We start from the raw sequence: 17,730 nt of genomic DNA, 5'->3' as shown, positions 1-17,730 counted from the left end.
AACTGAAAGAGGGAGATCGTCTCTCAGGAAAAATTGCCATGCTGAAATAGCGTTTCGTTAACAGGATGAAAACGCTATGATTTGGGCTGTTTTCGATAACACAGTGAGGCTGAGGTGAAAATTAACGTCATCGGAACCAGCGGGAGCGGAAAAAGCACGCTGGCGAAGCAGATTGCGACCGAACTGGCTATTCCCTATATCGAGATGGACAGACTCTACTGGCGACCCGACTGGCAGGGCACGCCGGACGATGTGTTTCAGGAAAAGCTGGAGCAGGCGCTACAGGCGTCGCCAGACTGGGTGCTTGACGGCAACTATAACCGCACGCGGCCGGTGAAATGGCGTAATGTCGACGTTGTGGTCTGGGTCGATTATGGCTTTGCCCGCACCCTCTGGCAGGCCGTCATCAGGGCCATCAAACGGGCCTGGCATAAGCACGAGCTCTGGCCCGGCACCGGGAACAAAGAGAGTTTCCGGCGCGCGTTTTTCAGCAGAGAGTCCATCCTCATCTGGACGATAAAAACCTGGCGTAACAACCGCACGCGCTATGAAGCCGATCTGCAAAACCCGCAGTATGGGCATATTCGCTTCATCCGCATTACCCGGCGCGGGCAGGTGGAAACGCTGATTGCCGACTTAAAGTCTTATTCTTAGCATGGTTTTATATATCTGATTTCCGGCAAACTAAATGTAAATTAATTGTTTCTCAGTGGTGAAATGCGCCTTTAATAATGTCGACATGTTAAGTCAAACGAGAACGCAACATGTCATGGCGAATCAGCATTCTGGATAAAAGCCCCATCGCTGAAAACGAAACGGCTGCCGATGCACTGGCGCGTACCCTGGCGCTGGCGCAGCAGGCAGAAAATCTGGGCTATCACCGCTTCTGGATTGCCGAACACCACAATACTCCCCACCTTGCCAGCCCCTCGCCGGAGCTGCTGATTGCCTGGATCCTCGGGCAAACCACGCGCATTCGGGTTGGGTCCGGCGGCGTAATGCTTCAGCACTACAGCCCTTATAAAGTCGCCGAGAATTTCAACGTGCTGGCCGCGCTGGCGCCTGGCCGTGTGGATCTCGGCGTCGGGAAAGCCCCCGGCGGATTACCGCTCTCAACCCGCGCGCTGCAGCAGGGCCTGAATCAACAGGAAAAGGGCAGCTTCGCCGAACAGCTGGCCCAGCTCGACCGCTGGATCCGTCCTGAACATCCGTCAACCGAGGATGCCGTCCGCGCCACGCCTCTGCCACCGTTGCCTGCTGAGGGTTTCCTGCTGGGCGCGAGTACCGAAAGCGCGCTGCTGGCCGCCGGGCTCGGCTGGCACTTTGTGTTTGCCGCGCACCTGAACGGTGACCCGGACCTGCTGCGTGAGGTGATTACCACCTGGCGTGAGAACAGCACGCGGGACGCGATAGTAGCGGTACAGGCGATTGTCGCGCCGACGCAGGCCGAGGCAGAAGCCCTGGCGCAAAAGGTCGAAGTGTGGGGCGTCGAGCTGGCAAACGGCCAGCGCGTCACCGTCGCCAGCGAAGAGCAGGCCTACGCCTTTGCGCGTCAGGCGGGCAGCGAGCCGGTACGCATTGCACGTCGGGCGCAGTCGCTGCTGGCGGGTACGGCTGAGTCGGTGGTCGAACAGCTTAACGCCCTGTATGAAAAGTGGGGCATTGACGAATTTATCATCGACACGCCGGTAGCGGAGGGAGCAACGCGCGTTGCGTCGCTGCGCCTGCTGGCCGAGGCGCGTCTTAACAAGGAGGTCACCGTATGAGCTTTGGCGAACAGCTGATTGCCTGGCGTCGCGAACTGCACCAGAACCCGGAGCTGTCCGGCCAGGAAGTGGAGACCACGACGCGCCTGCGCCAGTGGCTGACGAATGCCGGGATTACCCCGCAGCCTTACGACCTGACTACCGGGCTGGTGGCGGAAATCGGCTCGGGCAACAAACTGATTGCGCTGCGGGCCGACATTGATGCTCTGCCGATTGAAGAGCGCAGCGGCGTGCCGTTTAGCTCCCAGCGTGCAGGCGTAATGCATGCCTGCGGGCACGATATCCACACCAGCGTCATCCTCGGCGCCGCGTTGAAGCTGAAAGAGCGGGAAGCGTCGCTTAACGGCCGGGTGCGGATCCTGTTTCAGCCTGCCGAAGAGAACTTTGGCGGTGCGAAGAGCATGGTACGGGCCGGTGCCCTGCGTGACGTTAGCGCCATCTTCGGCATGCATAACGAGCCCGGCCTGCCGGTGGGTGAGTTCGCGACCCGCGGCGGGCCGTTTTATGCCAACGTCGATCGCTTCGTGATCCGCATTACCGGTAAGGGCGCGCACGCCGCACGACCTCATGAAGGCAACGACGCCATTGTGCTGGCGAGCCAGCTGGTGACGGCGCTGCAAAGCGTCGCCAGCCGCAACGTCAACACGCTGGATTCGGTGGTGCTGAGCGTGACGCGCATTGCAGGCGGTAACACCTGGAACGTGCTGCCGGAAAGCGTCGAGCTGGAAGGCACGCTGCGCACCCACCGCACGGAAGTGCAGCAGAACGTGAAGGCCCGCGTGGGCGAAATCGCCGCCGGGTTTGCCAGCGCCTTTAGCGCGCAGATTGATATCACCTGGTATGCCGGGCCCACCGCGCTGGTCAATGACGAACGCTGGGCCGATTTCGCCACCTCGGTTGCCCGGGACGCCGGATACGAAACCCGGCACGCTGAGCTGCATATGGGCGGGGAAGATTTCGCGGTCTACCTGCAGTCCATTCCCGGGGCGTTTGTCAGCATCGGCAGCAACAGCCCGTATGGTTTGCATCATCCGGCATTCAACCCGGATGAAGCCTTAATTGAGCCCGCTGCCCGCTATTTTGCACAGCTTGCGGAAAAAGCCCTGCAACACGTTTAATTCTTAAGAGGTGAATATGTCTGCAACCCGACAACTGCGGCTGGGGACCATTTTGCATGGCGCATCCGGAAATATGTCCGCCTGGCGTCACCCTGAGGCCCTCGCCGATGCCAGCATCAATTTTGATTTCGTCAAAGCCACTGCGTTGAAGGCGGAGGAGGGCAAACTCGATTTTCTATTCGTTGCCGACGGTCTCTATATCAACGAGAAATCGATCCCGCATTTTTTAAACCGCTTTGAACCGCTGACGGTGTTATCCGCTCTCGCCAGCATCACCTCGCGCCTGGGGCTGGTGGGAACCTTATCCACCTCCTACAGCGAGCCTTTCACCACGGCGCGCCAGTTCGCCAGCCTCGACCACCTGAGCAACGGACGCGCGGGCTGGAACGTGGTGACTTCGCCGCTGGAAGGGTCCGCAAAGAACTTTTCCCGCGAAAAACACCCCGAACACGCGCTGCGCTATCGCATTGCCGATGAGTATCTCGACGTGGTGAAAGGGCTGTGGGATTCCTGGGAGGGCGACGCCTTTGTGCGCAATAAAGAGAGCGGCCAATTCTTTGATTCGGCAAAATTGCATACCCTGGACCACCACGGTGATTTCTTCCAGGTCGCCGGGCCGCTGAATATTGGTCGAACGCCACAGGGACGACCGATTGTCTTTCAGGCCGGCGCGTCTGACGACGGGAAAAAGCTGGCGGCGAAGCATGCAGATGCCATTTTTACCCATCACGAGACCTTCGACGAGGCAAAAGCCTTTTACCGCGACGTGAAGCAGCAGCTGGAAAGTAACGGACGCCGCGCGTCAGATTTACATATTTTCCAGGGCGTCAGCGTGATTGTGGGTAAAGACGCCGATGACGTGGAAAACCAGTATCAAACCACGGCGGCGCTGGTGTCGATTAACGATGCCCTCAACTATCTCGGACGCTACTTCGAACATCACGATTTCAGCCAGTATCCGCTCGACGAGCCGTTCCCGGATATCGGCGACTTAGGCAAAAACAGCTTCCGCAGCACCACCGATGAAATCAAGCGTAACGCCCGCGAGCGCAGCTTAACCCTGCGTCAGGTGGCGCTTGAAGCCGCTTCGCCTCGCCCGCGCTTTTCCGGTACGCCGGAAGAGGTGGCCGACGGCCTGCAGGCCTGGTTTGAAGGCTATGCCGCAGACGGCTTCATCATTCAGGGCGGCACGCCGGACACCTTCCCGCGCTTTGTTGATCAGGTGGTGCCTGTTCTGCAGGCCCGCGGCCTGTTCCGCACCGACTATCCGGGCACCACGCTGCGCGAAAGTCTGGGTTTAGACGAACCTAAAAACCAGTTCACACAACAATAAAAGAGAACACCGCTATGCAGAAAACATCGCTTATTCTGGCGCTCGCGCTGGCCTTTACCCCTGCCGTCTGGGCAGAGAATGTGAATATTAACGGCACCGGCGTGAGCATCGAGGCCAATAAAACGCCGGTTAATACCGCCAAAAACAACGATGCGGTGGCACAGCTGCCAAAAGATTATCGCTTCGCCGTGCCGGGGAAATTTACCGTTGCGGTGGCGGGCCTCAATCAACCGCCGCTGACGGTGTTTTCCGATGACAACAAAACGCTGCTGGGGAGTGAAGTGGACGTCGCCCGTCTGGTCGCTGACAGCCTGGGGCTGGAGCTGAACGTGGTGCCGACCTCCTGGGAAGACTGGCCGCTGGGCGTGGCCTCCGGGAAATATGATGCCGCCATCAGCAACATTACCGTCACCAAAGAGCGTAAAGAGAAGTTTGACTTTGCCACCTACCGAAAAGATTCCCTCGGGTTCTACGTGAAATCCACCAGCCCGATCGGGTCGCTGCAGAAGGCGGAAGACATCGCAGGGCTGCGGATTATCGTCGGCTCAGGCACCAACCAGGAGGCCATTCTGCTGGCATGGAATGCCGAAAACCTGAAGAAGGGACTGAAGCCCTTCACCCCGATCTACACCAAAGACGATGCGGCACAAACGCTGGCGCTGCAGTCCGGACGCGCGGACGCCTACTTTGGTCCGAACGTGATTGGCGCCTGGAAAGCGGCGCTGAACGGGAAAACCAAACTGGTGGGTAGCGTCGACGGCGGCTGGCCGAAGGCGGCGCACATTGCCGTGACGCTGAAAAAAGGCAGCGGGCTGGTTGAGCCGGTGCAAACCGCGCTGAACGGCGTGATCAAAAACGGCGATTACGACAAAGTGCTGAACCGCTGGGGGGAAGGGGTTGAGCGCATTCCTCAGTCCGAAGTGAACCCGGCTGGCCTGGGCGATTAAGGAGGCTGCATGAGCGAACGATTTCGTGACGTTTCCCCGGAGGATGCCGAGCTTCAGCCCATCATTGAGGGGCTGTTCGGTGAATATGCCGCCCGCTATGGCGACTACTTCTCAAAAGACGCGGAAGTTGAACTCACCGAATGGTATTTAGCGCCGCAGGGGCTGTTTATCGTGCTGGAACGCGACGGGAAGATTATCGCCACCGGCGCGTACAAACCTTTTGACGAACGCACCGCGGAAATCAAACGCATCTGGACGGACAAAACCCTGCGTCAGCAGGGGCTTGCCGGACGTGTGGTGCAGGAGCTGGAGCGCAGGGCGGTGCTGGCAGGCTATAGCCAAATCTACCTGACAACCGGCTTTCGCCAGCCGGAAGCGGTACGGCTCTATCTTAGTCAGGGATATCAGCCGCAGTTCGATCTGAACCGGGATCCGGAAGAGTACAGCCAGCCGCCGTTTGACGGTCGGCTGCGCTTCACCAAAACGCTGGTACGCGAAGCGTTCAGTAAAACCGCATGAGGAACGACGATGAGCAACGTTGAAACCATTAAGGTGGTCCCGGCGCGTTATCCGCTGCGGACCGTCGGCGCCGCGGTGGCGCTGTTTGTCCTGGCGGTCGTGATTCAGTCCGTGGCCTTTAACCCGCGCTGGGAGTGGGCGGTGTTCGCCCGCTGGTTCTTTGATCCGGTGATCCTGGAAGGCGTAGGGCAGACCCTGCTGCTGACCCTGATTGGCACCGCGCTGAGCGTGGTGTTGGGTGGCATGCTGGCGCTGGCGAGACTGTCCTCGTCGTGGCTTCTGAGCAGCCTGGCGTGGGCCTACATCTGGCTGTTTCGGTCACTGCCGCTGATTGTGGTACTGATCGTTCTGTACAACTTTTCCTATCTCTATGACACGCTCTCTCTCGGCGTGCCGTTCACCGGCATCACCTGGGGCAGCTTTGAAACCATCAACGTGCTGGGGCAGTTTTCTACCGCCGTGGTGGGGCTAACCCTGGTGCAGAGCGCCTATACTGCCGAGATCATTCGCGGGGGATTCCTCGGGGTCGATCACGGGCAGTACGAGGCCGCCGCCGCGCTCGGCCTCCCGGCCTGGCGTCGAACGGTGCGCATCATTTTGCCTCAGGCGCTGCGTACCATTCTGCCGTCGGGGTTCAATGAAATCATCAGCCTCGCTAAGGGCACGGCGATGGTGTACGTCCTGGCGATGCCGGAGCTGTTCTATACCATCCAGATGATCTACAACCGCACGCAGGAGGTGATCCCGCTGCTGATGGTCGGTGCCGCCTGGTACCTGGCGATCACCACCGTCCTGTCCGCTATCCAGTATGGCGTCGAGCGCGCGCTTGCCCGCAGCGAACGCCGCTCTGCCGTTAATCAGAACCGTGCCACCCGTCGTACCCGTTCTGTCACCACCGCACCAACACAGGAGCCTATTCATGCAAGCCTCTCCTGAAGGACATATTTCGATTACCGGCGTCAGCAAGTTTTTTGGCCGCCATAAAGCGCTCGACAACGTCTCGCTTGAGATCCCGCCCGGGTCCGTGACGGTGATCCTCGGGCCTTCCGGCTCCGGTAAATCGACGCTGCTGCGCACTATTAATCACCTGGAGCGCGTCGACGAAGGCTTTATCCAGATTGACGGGGATTACATCGGCTATCGTCGTCAGGGCGATAAGCTCTATGAGCTGAAGGAAAAGGAGATCCTCAAACAGCGCGTCAACGTGGGCTATGTGTTCCAGAACTTCAATCTCTTTCCGCATCTCACGGTGCTGGAAAACCTGATTGAGGCGCCCATCGCGCATAAAAAGCTCAGCAAAAAAGAGGCGGTGGAAAGGGCGTACAGCCTGCTGGACGTGGTCGGGCTGCGTGATAAAGCCGATGCCTGGTCACGCCATCTTTCCGGCGGTCAGCAGCAGCGTATTGCCATTGCCCGCGCGCTGGCGCTGCGTCCCCGCGTGATGCTGTTTGATGAGCCCACCTCGGCGCTGGATCCGGAGCTGGTAGGGGAAGTGCTGGACGTGATCAAAAAGCTGGCCCGGTCCGGCACCACGCTGGTGGTGGTGACTCACGAGATCGGCTTTGCCCGGGAAGTGGCGGATCAGGTGGTGTTTATGGTAGACGGAAAAATCGTCGAGCAGGGAAGCAGTGACGAGGTATTAAACCGTCCGTCACATGCGCGAACGCGCCAGTTTCTCTCCAAAGTCTTGTAAGGAGCGCCAATGAAATATGGACTTCTGGCGGGGCTGGTCTTCACGACGGTGAGCCACGCCAGCATTGATTTGAAAGCCAACGAACAGCCGCTGCCGGTGACGGTGGATCGGCAGGCCGTAGCGAAGATCCCCGCAAACTACACATTCGTGGAGCCGGGTACGCTAACGGTCGCCGTTTCGGCGCTGAATTCTCCGCCGCTGGCGCTGCTGGCCAGCGATAACCGCACGCGCATTGGCAGCGATCCGGATATCGCCCGTCTGCTGGCGGGCAGCCTTGGACTGAAGCTGAAGCTGGTGCCGACGGCGTGGGAAGACTGGCCTCTGGGGATCGCCTCCGGGCGCTACGACGTGGCGCTGGTAAATATTGCGGTGACCGAACAGCGTAAAGAGAAGTTTGATTTTGCGACCTACCGCGTCGATTCGCTGGCGTTTTCGGTGAAATCCACCAGCGAGATCCAGTCAATCAAAAGCGCGGAAGATCTGGCAGGGAAAAAGGTGATTGTCGGCTCCGGTACGAATCAGGAGCGCATTCTGCTGGGCTGGAACGAAGAGAACAAAAAGGCGGGGCGGACGCCTGCGCTGCCGGTCTATCTCCACGACGATGCCTCGGGCAATCTCTATATTCAGTCCGGCAGGGCGGACGTGTTCTTTGGCCCTCAGTCGGTCTCGGCCTACAAAGCGGCGCTCACCGGCAAAACCCGCGTTGTCGGTTTAGGGCCGAAAAAAGCCTATGTCGCGACCACCACCAAAAAAGGCAATGAGCTGGTGTACGCGCTGCAGGCCGCGCTGGACGGCGCGATTAAGCGGGGAGATTACCAGAAGGTGCTGGCGCGCTGGGGCGAGCAGGGGGAAGCGGTGGCGCAGTCGGAGGTCAACCCGCCTGGGATAACCTACTGATGGTGCTCCGTTTGGGAAACGGAAAATATTGTACGTTGAGGTTGTTTGTTGTACTTACTGACATCAACAGGCCGTATGAACAGCCGCCAGCGCCAAAAACAGGGAATTGAACGCGCACATACGCTGGGGAGATACCGGGGAAAACAGGCCGATCAGGAGCGGCACCAGAAAGTCCTGTACTACATGCAGGTCAAGAAACTGAGCATCCGTGAAACGGTAGATGCGACAGGGTACAGCCCCTCCCAGATATGCCGCATTCAGGCATTGTACCGGCAACCAGAAGCCGAAGATTTTGGTTAAGTTGTGATTGTTGTATGATGCCGGTGAGTATAACCCCTTATATATTGATGGATTAATGATGGCAAGAGCACTGGCCTGTTTGGGTGATAAAACGAGTTACGGAGAAATCATTTCAGCGACTGCGTCCTGGTATGAAGGAAGTAAAGCAATAGCCCGGACCGGCGACAAGGCATCATGCAGCAAATGCAACGGGTATTTTGAAATTCTGGCCTCCGCGCAGGACTGGGCAGAAGAAGGCAAAGCGTATGCGGCCACAGGTGACAGAGTGCTGTGCCGTTGCCCAGATCACTATGTGTACGGTTCAGCCACGCAGTCTACCAGCACAGGCACCGGCTCTCTGACCTCCCGCAATACCAGTCAGTCGCCTGTCCCGGTGCAGCAGGCACAGGATTCCGGCGCGCGGAACTGTATACGCTTTCAGTGCGCCAGTGACGATGGCCAGCTAATGGCTGGTTGCCGCTACACTCTGATGTTCCCGGACGGACGTTCTGAAGCTGGTGTTATCGATGAACACGGGGTTACCGGATGGCATTATGCTGAATCCGCTGAAAATATTAACCTGCATATATTAATGGATTAATTATGGCTGTTTACCATCTCAGAACCCGTATTAACTCTAATGTACCGGCTGATTCTTTGCTGTATGACCTGTGTATTTATCGCATGGAATCCAGCAGGAATAAATCCCCCCTGGTGAATGTGAAGCAGCAGCCGTTTTTGGAAAATTATGAAACACAGAGTTACATGACCGGAAATATAAATGAGTCACTCTCGACAATTTATATTATGGAAATGAAGCTTTACCGAAAAACCATGTTGCATACTCACTGTGTAACACCTGTTCCGTTCACTAAAATGTACACGCTGGAAGAATTTGCGTCAGGCAGAGCCTGGTCTTCGGTGAAGCGGGAGAACCCCTGTTATTTTGAGTCAAAAGGGACAATGAAACCTGAGAGTCAGGGAGGCGAAACAAAGCAGATTAAAATCACCATCCCGAAACGTCCATTTATAGCAAAAGAATATCCTATCGGAACACCGCAGGATCCGTTTGAAAAAAACAAAATTGATTCTGAGATAAACGACAGATTTTATCATTATTCTTACCCTTATCAGGATAGGGCAAGTGTATGTGGACCTGCTGCATTTTTTTATTGTGTTCAAATGGATCGTCCTGATGTATATGCACAAGCTGCCAGGGAACTATGGCGGTATGGAAAGACTAAAATAGGTGCACTGACCATCTCCCCTGGCGAAGGGTGTAAACACCCTTCAGGTATGTTTTATACAGGTGGAGGTCAGCCAAGAATCTTAGGGCTTGACTGGATGACACTGGCTGGGCTAAGGGATTCAGAGAATACTGTACTGAACTTTGATACTCTTGATTCGCCAGTGGCTGGTATCACAATGTGGCAAACACTGACTGAATGGTTTGAAAAGGCCGGTTATGAAAAGGTGTTCAGTAATGTAGGAATCACTCAGGCAGGTGTCCAGGCGATCAGAGATTTAAATAAGTATGTTGAGCAAGGCTATAAAGTCGTGACATTAATAAATGATGGGCTGCTTGAAGGTAGTACAAACAACACGACATTACCTACGCACTGGATTGTATGGGATGGTTCTGTAACACAGGATAAAAATGGGTATGTTAATTTGAAGTTATTTTCCTGGGGGCAGTCAACCAACTGGATTAAACAGAAAAAAGATTTGCAATTTTTCATTAATAGATTCTTCGGGGGAGTGGTTTTCAAACCATTAAAATAGCCATGAGGATATTTTCTGTTATTTTTATTTCATTTTCAGTATCAGCATGTACTTTACATGCTGATGTTACTCCTGATGGTAATTCACTTAACGATGCTATAGTAGGAACGCTGTATGCCAGTGAAATAAATATAAATGGTGGTGCTGTATCATCTTTAGATTCTAGTGGAAAAGAAAGATTCGTAGGTGAAATGACTCCACCCGATACAGGATTAACTTTAAGGTATTGTAATGATTCTCCAGCTCACAATTGCATCAGGGTTCAGGGAGTGCCAGTAAAGCCGGGGATCGTCACCGTACGAGTATCAGGCGGATTGTTTGGCACTAATGTAGCGACAGGTGGGGAATTTGATAAAACATATACTATTAAGATCAAAGATTCAGAAGGATCTTTTTAAGATCGTTTGAGCGGTGCTCTCAGCATCGCCCATCAAGATACGAGAATCTGCACAGAGAGCGGTTTTCTCATATCTGAGTGGTTAAATAACAGCCTTAACGTACAATAATTTTCGATATCCAAACTGACCCCAATGAGCTGGTGTACGCGTCGCAGGCCGCGCTGGGGCGAGCAGGGGGAAGCGGTGGCGCAGTCGGAGGTCAACCCGCCTGGGATAACCTACTAATGGTGCTCTACACTTAGGGTTTTCATCCCGCAGGGGGCAACATGATAAAACTCTATGGCGTACCCGGCTGGGGCTCGGCAATCGGTGAAGTGATGCTAACCCTGGCTGATATCCCTTATCAATTTATCAACGTGGACGGGTTTGACCAGCCCGGCCCGCAGCGTGAGCTGCTGCAAAAGCTCAACCCGCTGTGTCAGGTACCCACGCTGGCGCTGGAAAATGGTGCCATCATGACCGAAACGGCGGCGATTGCCCTTATGGTGCTCGACCGATGCCCCGATCTCGCGCCGCCCGTGGGACAGGCCGAACGCCAGCAGTTTCAGCGTCTGCTGATCTGGTTTGTGGCCAACGTCTATCCCACATTTACGTATGCGGACTATCCCGAACGCTGGGCGCCGGATGCGCCGGAACAGCTGCAGAAAAACTGCATCGAATACCGGAAATCCCTCTATTTGTGGTTCGACACTCAGCTCAAGGCCGCCCCGTTTGCGTTAGGTGAACGGCTGACGCTGCTGGATGTGTATATCGCGGTGGCGCGCACCTGGGGGCCACGCCATGACTGGTTTGCAGCCAATACGCCGAAACTGACGGCCATCGCAGATACCGTCTGCCAGCTGCCGGAACTGCACAAGGTGTTAAAGGCCAACGGTATTATCTGATAACGTGGAGCTCTTACTCACAACTGGAAGCCTGCATATGCCACACGTAGATATCAAATGTTTTCCCCGCGATTTGAACGACGAACAAAAAACCGCACTGGCCGAGGATATTGCTGAGGTCATTATTCGCCATTTCAACAGCAAAGACAGCTCGGTGTCCGTTGCGTTGAATCAGGTGAACCAGGAGGACTGGAAAGCGCAGGTCTGGGACACCGAAATAGGACCAAAGCTGGACGAGTTAATCAAAAAGCCAGGCTATTCAATGTAAGCGCAATTGCCGGGGGGAGCGCTCCTTCCCGGTTTTTCCCGTCACGTCTTCCCGCTTTTCGCAAAAAACGATAAAAATGCGTTTTGTCTTATCCGCTACACTTAACGTTTCTGACTGACAGCTCATCAATCCTTAGGAAAGATCTCCAACAGAATCAGTTAAGGACAGACACGTTAAAGGATAATTTTCTCATGACAAAATTACCCCGTTTTTCACTCGCCTTTCTTCATCCCCGTTACTGGCTAAGCTGGACCGGCATTGCCGCGCTGTGGCTCATTATGCTGCTCCCTTATCCGCTTCTGTTCAGAATCGGTCATGGGCTTGGTCGACTGGCGATGCGCCTGCTTCCGCGCCGCGTTGAGATTGCCCGCCGCAACCTTGAGCTCTGTTTTCCGGAGATGAAAAAGGATGAACGCGAGACGTTGCTGCAGCGTAATTTTGAATCGGTAGGAATGGGGGTGATCGAAACCGGAATGGCATGGTTCTGGCCTGCATGGCGGGTGCGGAAATGCTTTACCGTGACGGGTTATGAGCACATGGAAAAGGCCAGGGCGCAAGGAAAGGGCGTGGTGCTGGTGGGGATGCATTTTCTGACGCTTGAGCTAGGCGCGCGGATATTTGGCATGCTTAACCCCGGTATTGGGGTGTATCGTCCCAACAATAATGCGCTGCTGGACTGGCTCCAGACGCGTGGACGCCTGCGCTCAAATAAAACCATGCTCGATCGCCATGATTTAAAGGGCATGATTCGCTCGCTGAAGCAGAATGAAATTTTGTGGTACGCCCCGGACCATGACTATGGCAAAACCAATAGCGTCTTTGTGCCATTTTTTGCGGTGCCGGATGCCGCCACGACCGCGGGGAGCTATATGCTGGTCAAAAGCGCTAAGCCTGCCATCGTTCCCTTTGTGCCGCGCCGCAGGGCGGACGGCACCGGTTACGAACTGATCATTCTGGAGGATATCAGCGAGGCGTTGCAGGGGGGAGATAAAGAATCTGTTGCGACGCAGATGAACAGGGCGATTGAGCAAGCGGTACGGATGGCGCCTGAGCAATATATGTGGCTGCACCGTCGCTTCAAAACGCGTCCTGAAGGTGTACCCGATCGGTATACCCGCCTGAAACAGACGGCAACACGGGGTGATATTCTCTCCGCTAGCGATTTTTCTGACCGTTCAGGCGTACAGCACTAAAACCTCAGCGATGCCCTCACCCTGGGGTGAGGGCATGACTGGCGCTATAGCGCAGACCGGCGGTACGGCGCATAGTCCGCCTGCCACCAGGTCTTCTCGATACGCGCCATCAACGTCTCATCATCTATCGCCGGAGCCATGCCCTGTGCAATCGCGGCCCGGGCGACGGCAACGGCAATCTGGCGTGACACCGTTTCAATCTCATCTACCGGCGGCAGCAATCCACCTTTTTCCGTAGTGACCAGTGGAGACTGCGCGGCCAGGCTGCGGCTTGCTGCCATCAGCATCTCTTCCGTCACCCGGCGCGCGTTACAGGCCAGTACACCCAGCCCCAGGCCCGGGAAAATATAGGCGTTGTTGCACTGGGCGATCTCGTAGTGTTCATTCTCCCAGAATACCGGGGCGAACGGGCTGCCGGTGGCCACCAGCGCGGCTCCCTGGGTCCAGGCGATAAGATCCTGCGGCTGGGCTTCCGCCCGCGAGGTTGGGTTCGAAAGCGGCATGATGATGGGGCGCGGACAGTGGCGATGCATCTCTTTGACAATCTCTTCGCTGAACAGCCCCGGCTGGCCTGACACGCCGATCATCACCGTAGGATGCGCGTTCTTCACCACGTCAAGCAGGGAAATATTCTTCGCCTCTACCTGCCAGCGGCTAACGGCGTCGCGCGCGGTAAGTAGATTTTTCTGGAAATCGAGCAGGTTAGTCATGTCGTCGGTCAGCAGGCCGAAGCGATCGACCATAAAGATCCGGCTGCGCGCTTCGGACTCGGTCAGGCCGTCATCCACCATCAGCGCCACAATTTTTTCAGCTATCCCGCATCCGGCAGAGCCGCTGCCCAGGAAGACCACGCGCTGGTCGCGAATGCGCGTGCCCGCCGCATGCGCCGCCGCCATCAGCGTACCGGCGGTGACGGCGGCCGTGCCCTGGATATCATCATTGAAGCAGCACAGCTGGTCGCGGTAGCGCTGGAGAAGTCGGGTGGCATTTTTCTGCGCGAAGTCTTCAAACTGCAGAAGGACGTTGGGCCAGCGCACTTTAACGGTGCTGACAAACATATCCATAAACTCAGCGTACTGGTCGTCGCTGATGCGCGGATGACGCCAGCCCATGTACATTGGGTCGTCGAGGTGTTGCTGATTATTGGTGCCGACATCCAGCATAATCGGCAGGGTAGAGACCGGATGGATCCCGCCGCAGGCGGTATAAAGCGACAGCTTGCCAATGGGGATGCCCATTCCGCCGATACCCTGATCGCCAAGCCCTAAAATACGTTCCCCGTCCGTCACCACAATCACGCGAACGTCGTTGCGCGAAAAACTTTGCAGCATCTCGTCAATACGATGGCGGTTAGGCCATGAAATAAACAGGCCGCGCGCGCGTCGATAAATCGTGGAGAAATGCTCGCAGGCTTCACCGACCGTCGGGGTATAGATAATCGGTAACGTCTCTTTCAGATGCGAACGCAGGAGATTATAAAAGAGTGTTTCATTGGTGTCCTGAATATTTCGCAGATAAACATGACGCGAAATATCGCTTTTAAAATGGCAGAACTGCACCCAGGCGCGCTCGGTTTGTTCTTCAATGGTTTCAACGTTGTGCGGCAATAACCCATGTAGATTAAAATTGTCACGCTCTTCTTTAATAAATGCGAGCCCTTTATTTAGCAGCGGATTTTCCAGCAATACGGCCCCGTTATAGGGGGTGTACAGAACTTCTTTCCGGGACATGGTTAACTCCTGAATATTTAAGCAATACAGATAAAAGGCGAGTAAAAACAGTGGCTTTACTGGGTGTAAAGACACGGTTTATTGTGCGTTTGATTGGGGGGTAATTTAGCGCTTAGCTAACGGAGCAGGAGTGATAAAGTTCACATTCTTTCTGGTTTTATTAATTTCAAAAAGGAATGCACCGATCGCCATGAATAACTTTAGTTACATAATGATGAATTAAATTATTTAAAAGGAAAGAGTTGTTGCGTTCACATTTCTCTGCGGGAGCACATGCTAATTTCACCCTGAGCCTGTTTTTAGAAAAGGCCGCATAATTCATTATTTATATTTAAGAACATTTTTTCGTATCAGGAATAATTTCAGTTATTCCTTTCTCTGTATATCCGAACACAATTTTCAGGTGATTATATGAAAGATAATCCTGTACCGACTTCTGAGCTGTCTACCTCGCGTTTTGCCTTTGGGCTCAACAATACCGAGGTGGGCACGGTCCCGTTGATGCTGTTCGTCGGGATTGCCGCGATCGTGGCGACGTCCGCCTGGGCAGGGCTGCTGCCGAAAAATATGATAGGTGGTCTCGCGGTCATCATGACCCTCGGCTTCGCGTTTGCCAAAGTGGGGCGTCAAATCCCGGTGCTGAAGGATATCGGCGGCCCGGCGATCCTGTGCCTGATGGTGCCCTCGGTGCTGGTCTATTTTGGCGTATTCGGGAAACAAACCCTTGATACCGTGCACCTGCTGATGAAAGAGGCGAATCTGCTCTATTTCGTCATCGCCTGCCTGGTGGTCGGCAGCATTCTGGGAATGAACAGGGTGCTGCTGATCCAGGGGATGATGCGCATGTTTGTTCCGCTGGCGGCGGGGACATGCATGGCCGTGCTGAGCGGCCTCATGGTGGGCTCACTGTTTGGTTATACGCCTTACCACACCTTCTTCTTCATCATTGTGCCCATCATCGGCGGCGGAATTGGCGAGGGGATTTTGCCGCTGTCCCTGGCCTATTCGGCAATACTGGGGCAGACGCCGGACGTCTACGTTGCGCAGCTGGCACCCGCTGCGGTCGTCGGGAATATCTTCGCCATTATTTGTGCGGGCTCGCTGGCGCGTCTCGGCGCGAAACGTCCTGCGCTTTCGGGAAACGGCATGCTCACGCGGAGTAAAGACGACGCCAGCCTGTTTGCCGGGGCACAAAGCGCTCAGCAGACGGATTTTCATCTGATGGGGGGCGGATTGCTGATGGTGTGCGCGTTTTTCATCGTCGGCGGATTGTTTGAGAAACTGGTCCACATTCCCGGCCCGGTGCTGATGATCCTGATTGCCGTCCTGTGTAAATACTTCAGGGTGATCCCAGCCTCAATGGAGCAGGGCGCGCACAGCTGCTATAAATTCGTCTCGGCTGCGCTGGTCTGGCCGCTGATGATCGGCCTCGGGATGTTATACGTGCCGCTTGAGAGCGTGGTGTCGGTTTTCTCCGTGGGATACGTGGTGGTATGCGGTTCGGTCGTGATTGCGATGGCGCTTAGCGGCTACGTTATCGCGTCGCGTCTGAATATGTATCCTGTGGAAGCGGCCATTGTGACCTGCTGCCACAGCGGGCTGGGCGGGACGGGGGACGTGGCCATTTTGTCCGCGTCTAACCGGATGTCGCTCATGCCGTTCGCGCAGATCGCCACCCGCATCGGCGGCGCGTCGACGGTGATTTTCGCCACGCTGCTGATGGGCTGGATTATGGCGCACTGATCCGAAACGTCAGGATACTGAATCGCAACGACATTTTCAGGATGTCGCTGCGGTTCAGTCCTTTATAAAACTCACCGTACTGTATAGAATTACCGCATCCACAGCGACGGGATACCACACGATGACCGCAAGAGTTGATTATCAGATTGAAAAATATCTCCTTACCGAAGCCGCCGAGCCGGAGCGTCTGACGCGCCAGTGGGCAGAGGTGATGGAGGAGTGTCGCGAGCAAAAGTCCGGTGCAGAGGAGCGGCTGCGCCTCGCGTTGCTTAATGTGGATTACGTCACCAGCTTCGAGCTGCCCTTCAGGCTGCTTCTTACCCGTGCGCCCCAGCTGATAGACGCCGTCAGAAAAGAGCTTCAGCTCAGTCAGAAAAATGTTCTGTTTAACGGCAAGCGCTTTGGCTGCGTCTATAGCCTTAAAAGGGATCTCGACGGAATACCTGACGAGTTTACCTATCAGCTGAAAACGCGGATCCAGCGCAGTGATGCGACAGGATGTAATGAATTGCCTTACCGGCAAATTGCCCAGCAGGTTAAAGCACCTCGCGAACGCCTTAAGCTGGCGCTGGAAAATGGGTTAACGGTAACGGCACTCGACGGGCTTTTCTGGTTTGGCATTCAGCGCATCGCGGCGGATGTACAGAGGTTACGCAAGACAGGGATGAGGATCGTGACGTCCGACGCCGAGGTGTTTGATACACTCACCAAAACAACCCGGCGGATCCCGGTCTATCATCTGGAAGAGACTGAAATTATTTAACCTGCAGCAGTATCTTCATCAGCCCTGGAAAGCGGGCATCCAGATCTTCTCTTCGCAATGAAATCATGTTTTCGCGTCCCTGCGGGCGCTGCCAGATCACGCCGCTGTCGCGCAGTACGCGCCAGTGGTGGGTCATCGTGGACTTCACCACGTCTTCCGGGCGCAGCGCGTTACAGCTGAGTTCGCTGCCATCGGCCAGCCGGCGAATGATCGACAGTCGGAGCGGGTTGCCGAGGGCAAACAGCACATTTTCCAGCAGTATTTGTTCAGTTTCAGGGTGGTTGGGGATCATCGTTTTCCTGCGTTTGGCGTCAGATTGAGCTATATCAACAATAGGTCAACCGTTAAAAAATAGTTCGATAATACTCGTACAATAGGACTATTATAGCAAACGAACGAATGCACGACCATCCTGGT

Annotated in this window: 17 protein-coding genes and 3 pseudogenes; 18 read left to right on the top strand and 2 right to left on the bottom strand. The window is 55.4% G+C overall.

The genetic code is table 11. The features are described 5' to 3' along the window. The first annotated feature begins 114 nt into the window (after window positions 1-114). The 16 genes and pseudogenes from N037_RS20955 to N037_RS20885 all read left to right on the top strand — a co-directional run bounded on the left by N037_RS20955 (window position 115) and on the right by N037_RS20885 (window position 13,077). Window positions 115-654, top strand: coding sequence for an AAA family ATPase (locus N037_RS20955; RefSeq protein WP_032643251.1), 540 nt, complete (start codon window positions 115-117; stop codon window positions 652-654). A 110-nt stretch (window positions 655-764) separates the two neighbouring features. Next, window positions 765-1,766, top strand: a complete 1,002-nt coding sequence (locus N037_RS20950; RefSeq protein WP_032643249.1) for an LLM class flavin-dependent oxidoreductase — start codon at window positions 765-767, stop codon at window positions 1,764-1,766. Beyond that, a complete protein-coding gene (locus tag N037_RS20945; protein ID WP_032643248.1) occupies window positions 1,763-2,884 on the top strand; it encodes a M20 peptidase aminoacylase family protein in 1,122 nt (373 codons plus the stop codon). Before N037_RS20950 ends, N037_RS20945 begins: the two co-directional genes overlap by 4 nt. A gap of 16 nt (window positions 2,885-2,900) precedes the next feature. Further along, window positions 2,901-5,164, top strand: a pseudogene (locus tag N037_RS25300) (NtaA/DmoA family FMN-dependent monooxygenase). A 9-nt stretch (window positions 5,165-5,173) separates the two neighbouring features. Continuing rightward, a complete protein-coding gene (locus tag N037_RS20930; protein ID WP_008501765.1) occupies window positions 5,174-5,683 on the top strand; it encodes a GNAT family N-acetyltransferase in 510 nt (169 codons plus the stop codon). Between the two features lie 9 nt (window positions 5,684-5,692). Continuing rightward, the gene (locus N037_RS20925; protein WP_032643242.1) at window positions 5,693-6,619 is read left to right on the top strand and encodes an amino acid ABC transporter permease; all 927 of its coding nucleotides are present in this window, start codon (window positions 5,693-5,695) and stop codon (window positions 6,617-6,619) included. Next, window positions 6,603-7,376, top strand: coding sequence for an amino acid ABC transporter ATP-binding protein (locus N037_RS20920; protein WP_023335851.1), 774 nt, complete (start codon window positions 6,603-6,605; stop codon window positions 7,374-7,376). The genes N037_RS20925 and N037_RS20920 overlap by 17 nt, the downstream gene beginning before the upstream one ends. 9 nt (window positions 7,377-7,385) lie before the next feature. Then, window positions 7,386-8,273 (top strand): ABC transporter substrate-binding protein, encoded by an 888-nt coding sequence (locus N037_RS20915; RefSeq protein WP_032643240.1) that lies wholly within the window; start codon window positions 7,386-7,388, stop codon window positions 8,271-8,273. 75 nt (window positions 8,274-8,348) lie between these two features. Continuing rightward, window positions 8,349-8,573, top strand: a pseudogene (locus tag N037_RS20910) (recombinase family protein); the annotation flags it as partial. A gap of 58 nt (window positions 8,574-8,631) precedes the next feature. Then, window positions 8,632-9,153: a PAAR domain-containing protein gene (locus tag N037_RS24415; protein WP_072164032.1), complete on the top strand. Its 522-nt coding sequence runs from the start codon at window positions 8,632-8,634 to the stop codon at window positions 9,151-9,153. A 2-nt stretch (window positions 9,154-9,155) separates the two neighbouring features. Next, window positions 9,156-10,334 (top strand): hypothetical protein, encoded by a 1,179-nt coding sequence (locus N037_RS20900; protein ID WP_032643238.1) that lies wholly within the window; start codon window positions 9,156-9,158, stop codon window positions 10,332-10,334. A gap of 2 nt (window positions 10,335-10,336) precedes the next feature. Next, window positions 10,337-10,732, top strand: coding sequence for a hypothetical protein (locus N037_RS24410; RefSeq protein ID WP_072164031.1), 396 nt, complete (start codon window positions 10,337-10,339; stop codon window positions 10,730-10,732). A gap of 159 nt (window positions 10,733-10,891) precedes the next feature. Beyond that, window positions 10,892-10,957, top strand: a pseudogene (locus N037_RS25455) (hypothetical protein); the annotation flags it as partial. A 41-nt stretch (window positions 10,958-10,998) separates the two neighbouring features. Beyond that, window positions 10,999-11,616: a glutathione S-transferase family protein gene (locus N037_RS20895; protein ID WP_032643236.1), complete on the top strand. Its 618-nt coding sequence runs from the start codon at window positions 10,999-11,001 to the stop codon at window positions 11,614-11,616. A gap of 37 nt (window positions 11,617-11,653) precedes the next feature. Beyond that, the gene (gene pptA / locus N037_RS20890; protein WP_023335848.1) at window positions 11,654-11,884 is read left to right on the top strand and encodes a tautomerase PptA; all 231 of its coding nucleotides are present in this window, start codon (window positions 11,654-11,656) and stop codon (window positions 11,882-11,884) included. Window positions 11,885-12,075: 191 nt separating this feature from the next. After that, a complete protein-coding gene (locus N037_RS20885) occupies window positions 12,076-13,077 on the top strand; it encodes a Kdo(2)-lipid IV(A) acyltransferase (RefSeq protein WP_032643235.1) in 1,002 nt (333 codons plus the stop codon). A 44-nt stretch (window positions 13,078-13,121) separates the two neighbouring features. On the opposite strand, the gene N037_RS20880 is transcribed toward N037_RS20885, so the two are convergent. Beyond that, complete coding sequence (locus N037_RS20880; RefSeq protein WP_032643233.1) at window positions 13,122-14,807, bottom strand: NAD-dependent malic enzyme; 1,686 nt, start codon at window positions 14,805-14,807, stop codon at window positions 13,122-13,124. 411 nt (window positions 14,808-15,218) lie between these two features. Here N037_RS20880 and N037_RS20875 point away from each other — a divergent pair, with 411 nt between their 5' ends. Together N037_RS20875 and N037_RS20870 are read left to right on the top strand one after the other, a co-directional pair. Further along, window positions 15,219-16,550: a 2-hydroxycarboxylate transporter family protein gene (locus N037_RS20875; RefSeq protein ID WP_032643231.1), complete on the top strand. Its 1,332-nt coding sequence runs from the start codon at window positions 15,219-15,221 to the stop codon at window positions 16,548-16,550. Between the two features lie 121 nt (window positions 16,551-16,671). Beyond that, entirely contained in the window at window positions 16,672-17,313 is a 642-nt protein-coding gene (locus N037_RS20870) for a helix-turn-helix domain-containing protein (protein WP_032643229.1), read from the top strand. On the opposite strand, the gene N037_RS20865 is transcribed toward N037_RS20870, so the two are convergent. Beyond that, the gene (locus N037_RS20865) at window positions 17,306-17,605 is read right to left on the bottom strand and encodes an ArsR/SmtB family transcription factor (RefSeq protein ID WP_023335843.1); all 300 of its coding nucleotides are present in this window, start codon (window positions 17,603-17,605) and stop codon (window positions 17,306-17,308) included. The two genes, N037_RS20870 and N037_RS20865, sit on opposite strands and share 8 nt — an antisense overlap. Between the last annotated feature and the right edge of the window lie 125 nt (window positions 17,606-17,730).

The organism is Enterobacter sp. EGD-HP1, assembly GCF_000733275.2.
GTDB lineage: Bacteria > Pseudomonadota > Gammaproteobacteria > Enterobacterales > Enterobacteriaceae > Enterobacter.
Note: the sequence above shows the minus strand (reverse complement) of the source record. Positions and strands in the feature narration are given on the sequence as shown.

Coding starts and splice junctions, on each gene's coding strand:
- N037_RS20885 (WP_032643235.1), top strand. CDS start 12,076: ATGACAAAATTACCCCGTTTTTCACTCGCCTTTCTTCATCCCCGTTAC.
- N037_RS20930 (WP_008501765.1), top strand. CDS start 5,174: ATGAGCGAACGATTTCGTGACGTTTCCCCGGAGGATGCCGAGCTTCAG.
- N037_RS24410 (WP_072164031.1), top strand. CDS start 10,337: ATGAGGATATTTTCTGTTATTTTTATTTCATTTTCAGTATCAGCATGT.
- N037_RS20865 (WP_023335843.1), bottom strand. CDS start 17,605: ATGATCCCCAACCACCCTGAAACTGAACAAATACTGCTGGAAAATGTG.
- N037_RS20920 (WP_023335851.1), top strand. CDS start 6,603: ATGCAAGCCTCTCCTGAAGGACATATTTCGATTACCGGCGTCAGCAAG.
- N037_RS20900 (WP_032643238.1), top strand. CDS start 9,156: ATGGCTGTTTACCATCTCAGAACCCGTATTAACTCTAATGTACCGGCT.
- N037_RS20915 (WP_032643240.1), top strand. CDS start 7,386: ATGAAATATGGACTTCTGGCGGGGCTGGTCTTCACGACGGTGAGCCAC.
- N037_RS20945 (WP_032643248.1), top strand. CDS start 1,763: ATGAGCTTTGGCGAACAGCTGATTGCCTGGCGTCGCGAACTGCACCAG.
- N037_RS24415 (WP_072164032.1), top strand. CDS start 8,632: ATGGCAAGAGCACTGGCCTGTTTGGGTGATAAAACGAGTTACGGAGAA.
- N037_RS20950 (WP_032643249.1), top strand. CDS start 765: ATGTCATGGCGAATCAGCATTCTGGATAAAAGCCCCATCGCTGAAAAC.
- N037_RS20895 (WP_032643236.1), top strand. CDS start 10,999: ATGATAAAACTCTATGGCGTACCCGGCTGGGGCTCGGCAATCGGTGAA.
- N037_RS20925 (WP_032643242.1), top strand. CDS start 5,693: ATGAGCAACGTTGAAACCATTAAGGTGGTCCCGGCGCGTTATCCGCTG.
- N037_RS20875 (WP_032643231.1), top strand. CDS start 15,219: ATGAAAGATAATCCTGTACCGACTTCTGAGCTGTCTACCTCGCGTTTT.
- pptA (WP_023335848.1), top strand. CDS start 11,654: ATGCCACACGTAGATATCAAATGTTTTCCCCGCGATTTGAACGACGAA.
- N037_RS20880 (WP_032643233.1), bottom strand. CDS start 14,807: ATGTCCCGGAAAGAAGTTCTGTACACCCCCTATAACGGGGCCGTATTG.
- N037_RS20870 (WP_032643229.1), top strand. CDS start 16,672: ATGACCGCAAGAGTTGATTATCAGATTGAAAAATATCTCCTTACCGAA.